This window comes from Novipirellula rosea, assembly GCF_039541335.1.
Taxonomy (GTDB): Bacteria; Planctomycetota; Planctomycetia; order Pirellulales; family Pirellulaceae; genus Novipirellula; species Novipirellula rosea.
Genome location: NZ_BAABGA010000029.1, coordinates 413,244 through 426,942, shown reverse-complemented (window position 1 = coordinate 426,942; position 13,699 = coordinate 413,244). Strand labels below are relative to the sequence as shown.

Here is a 13,699-nt window from a genome sequence, read left to right as displayed (position 1 = left end):
AATTTCGTCGGGATCAAAGACTTCCGATCGCGTTAAACGAGCCATCATCACACCTCGTTTCTGGCGAAGGAGTTTGTAGGCAGAAGGAGCCGATGGGTTTAACATTCAATCCTTCGCGTGAGCTGATCAAAAGTCAACCCCCAACAATTGGGCTCTGTCCCTCTGGAAGGAGTCCAGTCGTAGCGTTGTCCCCAAGGGATCAAGCTCTGTCCCCGTGGAAAACGTCTCGGGACTCGTTGCCTCGTCCACTACAGGGGCGAAACATGCTGTGTCCCTGGGTGAGGAGGTAGTGTGACGCGGATGCGGGACGGCTCGAGATTGCCTTCCTAGAGATTAACAGAGGCGAACAAGGCGGACCTCGCCGCTGTCACAGCGCCGCAGTCCCTCAAGTGTCCTGACCAGTAACGCACCGTCATCCGCGATCCCCTCGACGGTGCCTTCGTTTTCGACGCCGCGATCACGAAACGTGATCAGTTTGTTTGTCAAATAACATCGCAACCGGAATTCGGCCAAAACCTCGCTGGGCGATTCTTCGATCGACGCAACAACCTCGACTAATTCACGGACGATCGGATCGAGCAACTCAAACCGCGTCGCCATACGCCCGGTGGCCGAAAACAAAGACTGCGGCGATGCGGCACCAAGAGTATCGATCTTCGGTTGCTCGTTGATATTCACCCCAATTCCGATCACGACACGGTCGCGGGTCGCTTGATTGGTCTCAATCAATACCCCCGCGACTTTGCCGCCGGCGAGATAAACATCGTTGGGCCACTTTAAATACGCTCGCACCGGAGCGAACAAGAATTCAATCGCACGCGCCGTGGCCAATCCTGCGGCTAACGACAGCAGGCCTCGTCGATCGGCGGCAAGCAAATCGAACGCTACGGTCAACGAAAACGTCAACGCATCGTCACTGCTAAGCCATGTATTCCCCTGTCGTCCTCGCCCCGCCGTTTGACGATCGGCGATGTACAAACGCGGCAAATGATCTTGCGTCACTTTGCCTTGCGTTAACTCGTTCAGTGCATCGGAATTGGTCGATGCCGTGCTGTGGTGATACACCGCCGACCCGCAAACGTGGTCGTCCACCAGTGACTGCACGACTCGCATCCCTTTGGGATCCACATCCTGATCGGCCTGAATCATCCGAGCACCCACAAACTCATCGAAGCCAAGATCAATAGTATGACCACGATCTGCCACGTTTTCAGTTTCGAGCTGACGACGGCATTTTCGGAAAACTCTTCGCGAACGTACTCGTCGTAGTCAAAGTCATCGTCGGCATCGATTTCATCCGATTCTGTCTTCCAGCCATCCTCGTCACTGCTGCCGCAATGTCGGCAGAACTTCGCTCGAGCGGGCAACTCGGCGCCGCAGTGGGGGCAAGCAAAGGTTGAATCATCTTTCACTTCGGTGCTGCAACAATCGAGGAATCCGGCGTTTTTCCCAAACAAGCCGGGAATCAATGTACCACCAAGTGGTGTAGATTAGTGAGTGACGAACTTTCCGATAACCCCGCAGTCCGCCGTAAATTACGCTGTCGGCTGTAATTCGGGTCGTTCTCCGGTAATTCACGCGGGCATCCGGCAAAGCAATGAACCAAGACTTGACCACAGCCGAATCGCGACTGCCCGATCGACCGTTGACCGATTCACTGGGCCGAGTTCACACCAGCGTCCGGCTGAGCGTGACGGATCGCTGCAATCTACGCTGCACTTATTGCATGCCTGAACTCGACGCGACGTTTATGCCTCGCGATCACCTGCTGACCTTCGAAGAACTGCACCGACTCACTGAACTTTTGGTCACCCGATGCGGCATCAACGATGTTCGATTGACAGGTGGCGAACCGCTGGTCCGCCGCGAATTGGACCGTTTTGTAGCCATGCTCAGCGGGATTCCGGGGCTGACCGATCTGTCACTCACCACCAACGGTATCCTGCTGCCCGAGCAAGCCGCAAAATTAAAAGCCGCGGGACTGAAACGGCTGAACATCAGTATCGATACACTCGATCACGAGCAATTCAAAAAGCTGGCCCGCCGCGATTCGCTCGACGAAACGCTCGCGGGCATCGAGGCGGCAATTCAATGCGGTTTCGAGTCGATCAAACTCAATGCGATCGCGATCCAAGGAATCACCGAGCACGAATTCGTCTCGCTGATTGAGTTTGCCGCCGCCAAGCAAGTCGTAATTCGTTTTATCGAGTTCATGCCACTCGATTTTGATCGAGCATGGCAACGAGACTCAGTGCTAAGCGGCGACCGCTTGCTGGGGCTAATCGAGCAGCATTTCGGAACGCTGATCGAGCAACCTCGTGAGACGCCATCCCAGCCAGCCGAACGATTTCGCTTGCCCGAGGGTGGGAAATTCGCGGGCGCCGAGATCGGGATCATTCGCTCGGTGTCGCAACCGTTTTGCCAAGCGTGCAACCGGCTGAGGATCACCGCCGATGGATCGATCCGAAATTGCTTGTTCGCGAGTGACGAAGCGCCAATTCGCGACTTGCTTCGCGGTGGCGCCAGCGACGAACAACTGATCCAAGTCGTACGTGATTGTGTGTGGCAAAAGAAACCGAGTCATGGAATCGATGGCGATGGATTCTCGCCGCCGCCGCGGGCGATGTACTCGATCGGCGGATAACGAGCAAAGCGGGTTCCAACACCGATTTGTAGCCCGTCAAAGCACCTTTACTCACGTCGCCTCCGCCCCCTCACCGATGACAAAATCTTAAAACCCCCTCTCACCTATTCTGACACCGACCGAGCAATTAAAGTATCTCCCCATGAACAAAGACATATTCAAACTTGACGATGATGTGGCCGCAGTGATCGGCGGCACGGGCGAACTTGGCGGCATGATGGCCGAGGCACTCGGGGCTTATGGAGCCAAGGTGGCTGTGTTGGGGCGAAACCCCGAACGCGGTAACGCCCGGGCTCAAAAGATCATTGACGGCGGAGGCGAAGCGAAGTTCTTTGCCGCGGACAGTCTCGACCCTGACGCTCTTGCCACGACTCGCGATGCGATCAAAGCGTGGGCCGGTTCGCCGACTTCGGTGCTGGTCAATGCCGCAGGCGGAAACCGTCCTGACGCCACAATCCCACCCGGCGGCGATTTCTGCAAATTGCCTCAGGAAGCATGGCGTGACGTATTCGACTTGAACCTCGTAGGCGGTTCGCTGCTGCCGTGCCAAGTATTCGCTCCCGACATGATCGAGGCGAAAGTCGGCAGCATCATTAACATCGCTTCGATGTCGGGCATGATTCCGCTTTCGCGAGTCGTCGCGTATTCCGCAGCCAAAGCAGCCGTCATCAACTTGACCCTTTGGTTGGCTCGCGAATGGGCAACCACTGGCGTGCGTGTTAACGCGATCAGCCCCGGATTCTTTCCAGCCGAACAGAACCGCAAACTGCTGTTCAACGAGGACGGCAGCTACACCGAACGCGGCGGTCAAATCATTGGCCACACACCAATGTCGCGTTTCGGCAGCGCCGAAGAATTGGCGGGTGCGGTCGTTTGGCTTGCCAGCCGAAAGGCATCGTCGTTCGTCACCGGACAAAACATCGCCATTGATGGTGGCTTTGCCTCCGTCACCATTTAGCGAACCCGTCACGATTTAGCAAACCGGCCACCGCCAAGCGAACGGTTCGCACATTCCAGCACACACCTTAGCAACCACGTTCGCAAGGAACGTGGTCGGCATCCATGCCGGTTCCCTTCCCATCCCCTCAACGAGCCGCCCAAATGATTGAACTTCGAAACGACGCCAAGTACTCTCTCGTCATCCCCACCAGCATGGGAGTTCGGCTGACGCCGGCTGACCACCAGCCGTTTCACTGCAGCGACACTTTCAAGATGCAGGGCACCAGCGCGGAGTCGAACGTCGGCAGCATCGCGTCGTTCCTTGGGATGCCCGTCAAAATCTTGACAGCATTCGTCAAAGACAGTCCCATCGCGCGGTTCATTAAAGACGACTTGGCTCGCCGCCACATGGATTACGAAGGCCCCGAGTTCACTCAAGACACCCCGTGGGGGGTGCGGCACCAAATCAACATGGCCGATAGCGGCTGGGGCTCGCGTGGACCGCGAGTTCAAAACGACCGAGCCGGCGAAGTCGGACGCAAATTGAACGTGAAAGATTTCGACTTGCAGCGAATCTTCGGCGACGAAGGTGCCAAGATCGTTCACATGTCAGGGCTGATCGCGGCGTTGTCCGAAGAGACCAGCGAGTTCTGCTTAGAGATCGCTCGCGTTGCCAAAAAGAATGGTGCTCGCATCTCCTTCGACCTCAACCACCGCGCGTCGTTTTGGAAAGGCCGCGAAGAACTGCTATCGAAGCAATTCAAAGAAATCGCCAGCCTGTCGGACATCCTGATCGGCAACGAAGAAGATTTTCAGCTGTGCTTGGGCGTTGAAGGCCCCGAGGCTGGTGGCAAGGGCATCGCCGCCAAAATCGAAGGCTTCAAAGGCATGATCAACCGCGTCAAGCAGGAATATCCTGACACGTCCCTGTTCGCCACGACCCTTCGTGAAGTCGAGAGCGCCAACTCGCACATGTGGGGCGCAATCGTTTCGCACGGCAAAGAGTTTAGCGTGATCGAGCCCCGCCAGATCGGCGTGTTCGACCGCATCGGCGGCGGCGATGGATTCGTCGGCGGGTTGCTTTACGGCGTGCTCAAAGGCTGGGACGCAGACAAGAGCTCCCAGTTCGGTTGGGCCACTGGCGCCCTGACCGCAACGCTGAACACCGACTACGGACAACCCGCCGATGAAGACCAAGTCTGGAGCATCTGGAAAGGAAACGCTCGCGTCCAACGATAAACGTCAAGCAAAACTTGAGTAGGCCGGATCAAGTCGCCCTAAGCGACGCTGATCCGGCTGGATGCGAAAGTGAAACGTTCTGAATTCCAGCATGCTTTAAGCCACGGAGTGGCGGCAGCACGTAGCCTGGGGCGTGAGCCCCAGGAAACCGAAGAAAACTACAACATGAAGCCCCGGAGGGGCGACAGGAAGCGAAACTGCCGATCGCTGCCGCCCCTCCGGGGCTTTGGTAACGTGTGGCAACAAACACTTGGGGCTCACGCCCCAGGCTACATGCTGCCGTGCCTCCGGCACTTCAAAATTGCGGAGTCGAGCCCGCACGCCGCACCGTTACTTAACGATCACGTCTTTGGCCCCTTCACCTTCGCCGGATGTGTCGCCGGCAGGTTTGGGCAACTCAAGGACGGGCTCGCCCCAATCGGCTTCGTACATCTCCTTGCACGCATCGCATTTGATCTCCGTCGCAAGCTGCTTGTCGTCAATTACGACCGCTTGCTCACAGTGCTTACAGTGCACACGCACATTGCCTGGCTCGGCAACCAACGCGGCAAGATGCGCTTGCGTCACATCGGCAACCTCGATGTCTTCGGCCTCGAGTGTCGTCAACAACTTGCGATCCACTTCGGTCAACGTGGCCAAACGGTTCGCCAAGCGGCGAACGCTTCGCTCGAAACTGTTGCGAGACGTACGTCCGTTTCCGAAGTGACGATCACGAGCAATGTACAAATAGGTGAACCCGCGAAGCAGTCGTCGCCGCGATTCGGTTGGCAGCGTGTACTTTGACTTTTTCGCGATTAGCTCAAAGATCCGGCAAAGCGCTTCGGGGGGATAATCATCAAAGTGCATCGTTGTTCCGACGCGGGAACTCAAGCCAGGGTTGCTGCGAATCATCTTTCGCATTTCGACGGGATATCCCGCCAGGATCACAACCAAGCGATCCCGCTGATCCTCCATTCGCTTTAACAGTGTCTGCACCGCCTCGCGGCCATATTGGTCTTGCCCGTCTTCGTCAATCAACGTGTAGGCTTCGTCGATGAACAGCACGCCATCTAGCGCCTCGTCGATTTTCGCATTCGTTTTCGGTCCGGTTTGGCCCGCATATTCGGCGACCAATCCGCTGCGATCGGTTTCCACGAGGTGCCCTTTTTCCAAGATCCCCAGCGCCCCGTAGATATCGGCGATGATCCGCGCCACCGTCGTCTTACCGGTTCCTGGATTCCCAACAAACGCCATGTGTAAACTGGGCCGTGTCATCGGCAGCCCCTCTTTTTCTCGCTGCGACTCCATTTTTAGAAAGTTCGTCAGCGTTTGGATCTGGTCCTTGATCGCATCAAGCCCGATCAATTGATCGAGCTTGGCTCGAGCCTCAGCCAAACGCTGTTCCGGAGTTCGCTCATCGAGCGGTTCCGCCGATTTCGAGGCTGGCTTCACGCCCGACAGGGGAGGCGACTTGGGTGGCGCAGCGCCCGGACCCGCCGTGGGCGTCGGCTTCTCCGCTGCGGTGACACTCGTACCGTCCCGCAATCTTGCAGCTTCCTCACGAAGCCACACGATGGCATCGCGGGCGGCATCGGTGTCCATTTGACTATTCCGCTCTTCGGGCTCGGATTCACCGACAACCTCTTTCATCTGCGCCCGCATCGCCGCAAGGTTTGCGTTATCCGACTCACTCGTTTCTCCGTCGACCGAAACGAGCAAGTTTGCCATTCGCATCACCAGCGTCTCGAGTTCACCCCAGCGATCTCGCAACGGCGCGAGCTCGGCAAAAGGTCGCACCAGATCGCACCACTTAAAATCGGCCGAAGCCGAAATCAGCCAATCCACCGCTTCGTGCAATTGATGCCCCATCACGGATTTGCCCCACAGATGTTCGAGCAAAACGCGGCCGAGTTGACGCTGTTCGATCGTTCGGCTGTCGGCGGTGGGAACTACGGCTGCAAAGACCTTCATCAGCAACCCTTGGTGCAGATCATCCATCTGCTGGGCGATCGCCGCCGCGTCCACATCTTCGCCGTCGAGCCAGGCATAGGAACCGCGAACCCGTTGGCCGCTCTCGACATACAAAGCCTTCGTTTCCTGAATCGCTTCGCGATAAAGCCGAATCGATTCGATGATTTGGTCATCCGAAAGTCGTGACATAGATCTATTCGCATCCAAAGAGAAGGAGAGCCGGAATGCAAATCATCTTAGCGGAATCGATACATCAATGCAGACGGATTGACGGCGCCGAAATCACAGCGGCAAACGACAACGATTTTCTAGCGGAGCGGCGTTAAAAAAAGCGGCTTTGCAAACGAAAAAAGCCCGCCTGCAAATCATTGCGGGCGGGCTTTCGTTTTTTTCAAACCGACTCAGGCGGGCTTACGCGCCGACTGGCAACTTGGCGCTCTTGACCGTCGTGATGATTGCACTGGCAACCATGTACGGGTCAGCGTTGGATGCTGGACGACGATCTTCGAGATAGCCCTTCCAGCCCTTTTGGACAGTCACGATTGGAATACGAATCGATGCACCACGGTCGGAAACACCGTAGCTGAATTTGTCGATCGATTGCGTTTCGTGAAGCCCGGTCAAGCGTTGATCGTTGTCCGCACCGTAAACGTCGATGTGGCTCTTGATACGTGGCTCGAACGCTTGGCAAACGGCATCGTAAACTTCCTTGCTGCCGCAAGTACGCAGAAGCGTGTTACTGAAGTTGGCGTGCATACCGCTGCCGTTCCAGTCGCCTTGAACGGGCTTGCAGTGCCAGTTGATGCTCATGTCATACTTTTCAGCAGTACGCTCGAGCAAGTAACGAGCGATCCAAATCTGGTCGCCAGCCAAAGCGGCGCCCTTCGCGAAGATCTGGAATTCCCATTGGCCCATCATGACTTCGGCGTTGATGCCTTCGACGTTCAAACCGGCCGCCAAGCACAATTCAAGGTGCTCTTCGACGATTTCACGTCCAACCGCTTTGCCGTGGCCAACGCTACAGTAGTAAGGGCCTTGAGGACCGGGGAAACCTTCGACGGGGAAGCCAACAGGCTTTTGCGTGTCGGGATTCCAGATCGTGTATTCTTGCTCAAAACCGAACCAGAAATCGTCATCGTTGTCGTTGATGGTCGCACGACCGTTGGTGCGGTGCGGGTTACCTTCGTGATCAAGCACTTCGCACATGACCAAAAAACCGGTGCCCAAACGTGCTGGATCGGGACACACAAAAACAGGCTTCAACAAGCAATCGCTGCTACCGCCGGGAGCTTGTTCGGTGGACGAACCGTCAAACGACCATTGCTCGGCGTCTTCGACTTTGCCGCTGAAGTCGTCAACAACTTTCGTCTTACTTCGCAGGCTCTGGGTAGGTTGGTAGCCATCGAGCCAGATGTACTCTAACTTGCATTTGGTCATGTAATCGATTCCCTTTAATGAATCATCAGTACGAGTGAGTTTCGAGCCTCGGAGCGAACATTTCGTCCTGGAGGCTCAACAAAGTCCAAGCGGTTCTACCTACCACACCCAAAATTCCGATTCACGAAGCATCCTGCTCGCGGCAAAGGAATTGTGTCCCAACTCTACTCAACTCGTATTATGACAAGCGAGGTGTTGGCCCGGACCCAACTAGGATATCTGAAATTTTGCGAAGCGGAAGTGCAGTTGATCCAGGAGTGGGTCGGCAATAGCCAATGGTAACGAACCATCCATTGCGGAGCCACTCTGTTGAGGACTGGCCCCGCAAATAGACGGGGTGGCAGCATCACCCCGGCGCAAAAGCATCCCCCCGGCGCAAAAGCCCCCCGCAAGCGGTTTACCGCATTTCCAGCCGGCCCCGCTTCCCGCGGATCACCGTTCGCCTCTCCTTGATCGCCTCGACTATGCCGCAAACGGGTTTGCCGTTCTAATAGAAGCGAAGCCTGAGCGTCATGGAAACGGATTCTCGTACCGGTTTCCCTCGCTCTGAAACGATTCCGTTTTGCGCTGAACTCGCCCTCGTTTTTTCTGAGTGTCTTGAATGTCGATGCCCCCTAACGACCCGTTTGAAACTAACCCAAACAGCCGGTTTGCAGGCCAACAGTCTCCACCGCCAAAGAGCAACACCTGGAAATGGGTGATCGGAATCATCTTAGGCGTATGCGTCGTCGGTGGAGTGGTGTGCTGTGGCGGCGCGTACTTCATGTTCCGCATGGGCCAGGGCATGATGGCCGACATGATCACACAGGAAGTGGCGGCGAATCCTGTCATCCAAGAACACATTGGCGAAATCCAATCTGCGGAGCTGAATTTGGCTGCCACGGGTGAAGCGGGCCAGAACGAACCGGGCACCCTGGCATTTGATATCGTCGGCAGCAAAGGCTCTGGCGTGCTTGAGATCAAACAGGACCCCAGCAACAACGGCAACGGGATATCGATCCAGTCAGCAGACCTTGTGATGCCCGATGGCACTCGATACGAAGTCATTTCGGATCTGGAATCGTTCGAAGATCAAATCGACACGGGATTTGAGATGGACGCCGACTCACCGGCACTCGATCAACCCGAACCCGAAATCCTGCTGAAATAGCCACACAACATTCTCGTCATCGAAATTGACGAATCTAACTCCCCCCCTCTTTAACCAAGATTGATTGATGAAAGTTGCAACGTTTGACACAACCAAAGGCAAAATCCGCATCGAACTTTTCGACGACAAGACTCCAAAAACCGTCGAGAACTTTGAAACGCTTTGCGAAAAGAAATTCTACGATGGGCTCAGCTTCCACCGCGTGATCCCTGATTTCATGATCCAAGGCGGCTGCCCTCAAGGCACAGGCACCGGCGGGCCGGGCTACAAATTCGAAGACGAATTTCATCCTGAACTGAAGCACGACGGACCTGGCGTTCTTTCGATGGCCAACGCCGGCCCCAACACCAACGGATCGCAATTCTTCATCACGCACCTTGCTACTCCTCACCTGGATGGCAAACACAGCGTGTTCGGTAAAGTCATCGAAGGCCAAGACGTCGTGGACTCGATCGAGCAAGGCGACAAGATGACCACTGTGCGAGTGACCGAAGAGTAATCTGACTCGGACGCATGAACGCCCCTTACGCAAAAAGAATCGTTGCCAAATGGTTGCTCGGTGCACTGTTTGGCACGTTTCTTATCGCGTTCACTTCTCCGCTGTTTGTTCGCAGCTATGTGCCCTCTCGGCTCGACCCACTGCGCGGCGTCGTAGTCCTTCAGAGCGGACATCTCTATCGCTGGCGTAGCGAAGGTTACGCCACCACTGCGATCGGACCCCATGGCATGCCGGGGCGGACAAGTCTTGGCGAAACAAAGCCTCTTCCCGAAACAAAATCTGCGGGCGTTATTCGCATCGCGATCTGGGGCGACTCGCAAGCCGAGGGCGTTGGCGTTGCCGACGAGCAAAAATTGCATCGGCAAATCGAACGCATCGCCGAGCAATCCAAACAAACCATCGTGGCATTGCCATTGGCGCGAAGCGGCGATGATGCCGCCGATTGGCTGGCCCAAATCCCGCGAGTCGAAGAAGCACTTTCGATCGACATGCATGTGATCCTAGTCGCAGAAATGGTCGACCTCGAAGCGGCTACCGCAGCAATCGACGAATCACCCGAAGTGGATCCCAAGCAGCTAGCAGCCCAGAACCGGATCGCGTCGAATGTGCCTGCGTTTGTGATCCAAGCCGTTCGCCGTGTCTTGCGAACCCCCGACGATACGCCTCGCAAACTGCGGTTTTCCGTGGGTCCGATCAAAAGCGAACCTCAACCAGCAGCGATCCCGGTAACGCAAAAAACCGATTGGCACACGGTGATGCAGACGATTCGATCGGCAAGCGACCGGCCCATCTTGCTGCTTTATTCGCCGCGAATTCAACGCAAATCATTGACGTCGATCGTGGTGGACGACGATCAACCGACCGGCAGCGACCTAGCCAAAATCAAACAGGCCGCCCAGGCCGCCGAAATCCGCCTGCATGACGTGACCGAACAGCTCGTCGATTCGGCCGAGAACAATCAATGGCCTCACGGATTCCACAATGGCATCATCATGCAAGGCCATCTTAACGTGACAGGATACGCAATCATTGCATCGGAGATCGTTTCCGAGATCGAACTTTTTGATTTCCCCGTTCACTAAACTGCGGAGAGATCGAAGTGCTTTTTACTCAAGCCGAGTTTCTGATCTTCTTTCTCGTGGTGCTTGCTGCGGTTTGGCTAACCGGCAATCGCCTTGTTCGCAATACGATCCTGCTGGGCGCTAGTTACTACTTCTATGCCTACTGGGACATTCGATTTTGTCTGCTGTTGTTGCTGTCGACGATTGTCGACTTTGTCGTTTCCCATGCAATCGATAACAGTAGCCATACAGCGACGCGTCGCCGGTGGCTGATCGTTAGCATCTTGGTGAACCTCGGGGTGTTGGCGTTCTTCAAGTACTTCAATTTCTTCATCGCCTCGGCGGCCCCGATGGTCGAAGCGATGGGCGGAAGCGCCAGCACGCTGAACATCATCCTGCCAGTGGGCATCTCGTTTTACACCTTTCAAACGCTCAGCTACACGATTGATGTTTATCGGCGAGTCCTGCGACCGACGAACAGCCTGCTCGACTTTGCCCTGTACGTTGCGTTCTTTCCTCAACTGGTCGCTGGGCCGATCGTCCGTGCTCGCGAATTGCTGCCGCAACTCTCCACGACTCCTGCCTGGTCCAACCGACGATTTTACTATGGTTTTCAGCAACTTTTGCGAGGCGCGGTCAAGAAGGTCCTGATGGCCGACCGGCTAGGCGAGATGGTCGATGTCGTTTTTGAGAACCCAGACTACTACAGCAGCAGCACGCTATGGTTGGCCGTGACCGCCTATGCAGGGCAGATCTGTTTGGACTTTTCCGGATACACCGACATGGCGATTGGGTCAGCAAAGATGCTTGGCTATCGATTTCCCAAAAATTTCCGGCATCCTTATTTGGCGACTTCGATGTCCGAATTTTGGCATCGCTGGCACATCACGCTGTCACGTTGGCTTCGCGACTATCTTTACATTCCGCTTGGCGGCAATCGATACTCGACGATGACGACGTATCGCAACTTGATGGTGACGATGACACTTGGTGGTCTGTGGCACGGTGCAGCTTGGACGTTTGTCCTGTGGGGCATGCTACATGGTGGTGCGCTTTGCATCGAACGCGTCTTGCGTGGCGCGACGTCTCGGCGACTGCCAACGTTTATCCACTGGGCGTTGGTGATGATCGTGGTATTGGTTGGCTGGGTGCTGTTCCGCTCGACCGATTTGAACGCCGCGGTAAGCATGCTGCAGCGACTAGCGGTCCCGTCGCTCGGTATTCACTGGTACCCGCCGCTGGTGATCGGGGTGCTTGGGTGCATGATGATCGAGCATATGATGTGGGCAACACGCTGGCGACGTGTGATGCGATTGCCGCCGGATGCTTGGTATTCGCCGATCGCCACCACCGTGATGCTGTGGGCTTTGTTAATCTATGCTCCTGTCGGTTTCCAGCCGTTTGTCTATTTCCAGTTTTGATCAACAACCAAACCAACGATGAAGCCCGCTTTCGCCTACTGGATTTCCTTTGTCGTCGGCGGCGTTTTCGTAGCTTGGCTGAGCGGGCGACTTGAACCCCATTTCGTATCGGACTCCACAAGCTATCTGGATTACTCGTTTTCGTCGCTGGATGCGATCGGCCGTTCGATTCGCACGCCGGGATATCCGCTGTGGTTAATGGCAATTCGCAGCACGGCCGGCTTGGCTTTTATCCCTTTGGCCCAGGTGATCGTGCACGCCACGGCAGCATCCTGGTTCGCCATCGAACTGAGACGGCAAGGGCTCGGCGCTCGCGACTGCATCGTCGCAGGAATCGCGATCGCAGTGGGATGCACCGCGATGGACCACATCAACACCGTTTCGACCGATGCGATCGCAGCCTCCATGGGCGTCATGGTTGCGACCGCACTTTTGCGATTCAGCACTGCGGCGGATTCGTGGCGGTGGGCCACCGCGGTTGTAGTTTTGTCGGTGATTGCGATCATGCTGCGACCCGCTTACCTGTTTCTAATCCCCTGGCTGATGGTCGCAGGCAGCTTATTAGGCCGGATACATGGGCAATCCTGGAAACGCTCGCTGGGCAACAGCTTGCTCGTTTCGGTCGCGACACTCGTGCCAATATTAGCCTGGATGGGACTTCGCTTGGTGGCCGTCAACGACTTTGGAATCCTGCCGTTTGGCCACCAGAACTTGGCGGGTGTACTGGTCCAATTGCTGTCGGACGAAGAACTCCGAGCGTTACCGGGTGATGCGGCCGCGATGGGAGAATCGATCGTGTCGGAGCAGCAAGATCTCGCGGCAGCGGGGCACACTTTTGCCGCAGGCGAAACGGGAGCGACGATGACCATCGATGCTCGCTGGGACGAGATGACCTATTTTGTTGTCGTGCCTGCGGCACAATCACTCGCAGGCGACGATCCCGTCGCACAACACAACGCCATCAAAGCGATGAACCAAGAAATCATTCGCCAGTACCCGCAGCGTTACATGGTCTGGATTGCAAAAAATGGCCGCCGGGGCGCATGGGCGATCGCTGCGGACATCGTCATGCACCCAATATTTTTAAGTGCAATCCTCGGCTTGGCCGCATGGTTGATCTATGCATCGGCCAGCGGAATACCGTGCAGCGGAGTCGTGGACAATGGCATCGCCATGCGTTCGCTAACGATCATTTCGCTGACATATTTGCTGGCGAAGCTGGGGTTTGTGATCCTAACCAGCCCCGGGATTGGCCGATTCAGCGACGCTGCGGCGATCTTTTTGCCAGCGTGGCTTGCAGTGGCCGCACTGCAGTGCATTTTGCCCCTCCCGGAATGCAAAACGCGAGAGCTAGGGTGA

At 56.1% G+C, this 13,699-nt stretch carries 12 protein-coding genes; 8 read left to right on the top strand and 4 right to left on the bottom strand.

What is annotated here, in order from left to right; translation table 11 throughout:
• Positions 1-333 precede the first annotated feature (333 nt).
• Together ABD971_RS11530 and ABD971_RS11525 are read right to left on the bottom strand one after the other, a co-directional pair.
• Entirely contained in the window at positions 334-1,149 is an 816-nt protein-coding gene (locus ABD971_RS11530; protein WP_345322132.1) for a biotin--[acetyl-CoA-carboxylase] ligase, read from the bottom strand.
• Positions 1,146-1,412: a zinc ribbon domain-containing protein gene (locus tag ABD971_RS11525; protein WP_339940238.1), complete on the bottom strand. Its 267-nt coding sequence runs from the start codon at positions 1,410-1,412 to the stop codon at positions 1,146-1,148. Before ABD971_RS11525 ends, ABD971_RS11530 begins: the two co-directional genes overlap by 4 nt.
• A gap of 185 nt (positions 1,413-1,597) precedes the next feature.
• On the opposite strand from ABD971_RS11525, the gene moaA reads away from it, so the two are divergent.
• The 3 genes from moaA (at position 1,598) to ABD971_RS11510 (ending at position 4,822) form a co-directional block, all read left to right on the top strand.
• Positions 1,598-2,644 carry a GTP 3',8-cyclase MoaA gene (gene moaA / locus ABD971_RS11520; RefSeq protein WP_345322129.1) on the top strand — a complete coding sequence of 349 codons (1,047 nt, stop codon included), beginning with the start codon at positions 1,598-1,600 and terminating at the stop codon, positions 2,642-2,644.
• A gap of 142 nt (positions 2,645-2,786) precedes the next feature.
• Positions 2,787-3,602 carry an SDR family oxidoreductase gene (locus tag ABD971_RS11515; RefSeq protein WP_345322127.1) on the top strand — a complete coding sequence of 272 codons (816 nt, stop codon included), beginning with the start codon at positions 2,787-2,789 and terminating at the stop codon, positions 3,600-3,602.
• Positions 3,603-3,745: 143 nt separating this feature from the next.
• Positions 3,746-4,822, top strand: a complete 1,077-nt coding sequence (locus ABD971_RS11510; protein WP_339940232.1) for a sugar kinase — start codon at positions 3,746-3,748, stop codon at positions 4,820-4,822.
• Between the two features lie 330 nt (positions 4,823-5,152).
• On the opposite strand, the gene ABD971_RS11505 is transcribed toward ABD971_RS11510, so the two are convergent.
• The gene (locus tag ABD971_RS11505; RefSeq protein WP_345322125.1) at positions 5,153-6,961 is read right to left on the bottom strand and encodes an AAA family ATPase; all 1,809 of its coding nucleotides are present in this window, start codon (positions 6,959-6,961) and stop codon (positions 5,153-5,155) included.
• Positions 6,962-7,183: 222 nt separating this feature from the next.
• Positions 7,184-8,209 (bottom strand): glutamine synthetase beta-grasp domain-containing protein, encoded by a 1,026-nt coding sequence (locus tag ABD971_RS11500; protein WP_339940228.1) that lies wholly within the window; start codon positions 8,207-8,209, stop codon positions 7,184-7,186.
• Between the two features lie 601 nt (positions 8,210-8,810).
• On the opposite strand from ABD971_RS11500, the gene ABD971_RS11495 reads away from it, so the two are divergent.
• From ABD971_RS11495 to ABD971_RS11475, 5 genes are all read left to right on the top strand, one after another.
• Positions 8,811-9,359 (top strand): cytochrome c oxidase assembly factor Coa1 family protein, encoded by a 549-nt coding sequence (locus ABD971_RS11495; protein WP_339940226.1) that lies wholly within the window; start codon positions 8,811-8,813, stop codon positions 9,357-9,359.
• Positions 9,360-9,426: 67 nt separating this feature from the next.
• Positions 9,427-9,858: a peptidylprolyl isomerase gene (locus tag ABD971_RS11490; protein ID WP_339940224.1), complete on the top strand. Its 432-nt coding sequence runs from the start codon at positions 9,427-9,429 to the stop codon at positions 9,856-9,858.
• A 14-nt stretch (positions 9,859-9,872) separates the two neighbouring features.
• A complete protein-coding gene (locus ABD971_RS11485) occupies positions 9,873-10,940 on the top strand; it encodes an SGNH/GDSL hydrolase family protein (protein ID WP_345322122.1) in 1,068 nt (355 codons plus the stop codon).
• Positions 10,941-10,957: 17 nt separating this feature from the next.
• Positions 10,958-12,340, top strand: a complete 1,383-nt coding sequence (locus tag ABD971_RS11480; protein WP_345322120.1) for an MBOAT family O-acyltransferase — start codon at positions 10,958-10,960, stop codon at positions 12,338-12,340.
• An 18-nt stretch (positions 12,341-12,358) separates the two neighbouring features.
• Positions 12,359-13,699: a hypothetical protein gene (locus ABD971_RS11475; protein ID WP_345322118.1), complete on the top strand. Its 1,341-nt coding sequence runs from the start codon at positions 12,359-12,361 to the stop codon at positions 13,697-13,699.

Bases quoted from the DNA above. Each gene is read 5' to 3' on its own strand.
- ABD971_RS11530 (WP_345322132.1), bottom strand. From the start codon at position 1,149: ATGATTCAGGCCGATCAGGATGTGGATCCCAAAGGGATGCGAGTCGTG.
- moaA (WP_345322129.1), top strand. From the start codon at position 1,598: ATGAACCAAGACTTGACCACAGCCGAATCGCGACTGCCCGATCGACCG.
- ABD971_RS11515 (WP_345322127.1), top strand. From the start codon at position 2,787: ATGAACAAAGACATATTCAAACTTGACGATGATGTGGCCGCAGTGATC.
- ABD971_RS11510 (WP_339940232.1), top strand. From the start codon at position 3,746: ATGATTGAACTTCGAAACGACGCCAAGTACTCTCTCGTCATCCCCACC.
- ABD971_RS11505 (WP_345322125.1), bottom strand. From the start codon at position 6,961: ATGTCACGACTTTCGGATGACCAAATCATCGAATCGATTCGGCTTTAT.
- ABD971_RS11500 (WP_339940228.1), bottom strand. From the start codon at position 8,209: ATGACCAAATGCAAGTTAGAGTACATCTGGCTCGATGGCTACCAACCT.
- ABD971_RS11495 (WP_339940226.1), top strand. From the start codon at position 8,811: ATGTCGATGCCCCCTAACGACCCGTTTGAAACTAACCCAAACAGCCGG.
- ABD971_RS11490 (WP_339940224.1), top strand. From the start codon at position 9,427: ATGAAAGTTGCAACGTTTGACACAACCAAAGGCAAAATCCGCATCGAA.
- ABD971_RS11485 (WP_345322122.1), top strand. From the start codon at position 9,873: ATGAACGCCCCTTACGCAAAAAGAATCGTTGCCAAATGGTTGCTCGGT.
- ABD971_RS11475 (WP_345322118.1), top strand. From the start codon at position 12,359: ATGAAGCCCGCTTTCGCCTACTGGATTTCCTTTGTCGTCGGCGGCGTT.